General features: G+C 75.6%; 1 protein-coding gene. It reads left to right on the top strand.

The window, feature by feature from the left end:
* On the top strand, positions 1-565 hold a 565-nt coding region (locus tag G3I78_RS47180; RefSeq protein ID WP_164436778.1), incomplete at both ends, for a GntR family transcriptional regulator.

The following is a 565-nucleotide window of genomic DNA, read 5'->3' as shown; positions in this document are numbered from 1 at the left end:
GCCGGACAGCTCGGCGTCAGCCGCGGCCCGTTCCGCGAGGCCGCGCAGCGGCTCGTGCAGGAGGGGCTCCTGACCGCGACCCCGGGGCGGGGCCTGCGTGTCGTGACGATCGGGCGCGACCGCATCCCGGCGCTGTACGCCGCGCGCACGAGCGTCGAGACCACGGCCGCCCGCCTCGCCGTCGCCCGAGCGACCGACCCGGAGGTCGCCTCGGTCCGCGCCGCGTACGACGCTCTCGTGTCGGCCGGCGCCTCGCAGGACCCGCGCCGGATCGGGGACGCCGACCTCACCCTGCACTGGACCCTGGTGGCCGCAGGCGGCAACCCGTGGTTGCTGCGCTGGATGACGACGCTCATCGTCGAGGTCCGGGTCGCGAGCTTCACGGTCAGCGACGAGTACGCCGTGCGCGCCGACTCCCCCGAGTCCCACGAGATCCTCGTCGACCGCCTCGAGGCGCGCGACGCCGACGGTCTGGTCGCCGCGATCACGACCAACCTCGAGGAGGCTGTCGCGCGGCTCACCGCCCCGCAGGAGGCGGCCGTCGAGACGATCGAGGAGCCGCACC

This window comes from Streptomyces sp. SID13726 (assembly GCF_010548375.1).
Lineage (GTDB): Bacteria > Actinomycetota > Actinomycetes > Streptomycetales > Streptomycetaceae > Streptomyces.
Note: the sequence above shows the minus strand (reverse complement) of the source record. Positions and strands in the feature narration are given on the sequence as shown.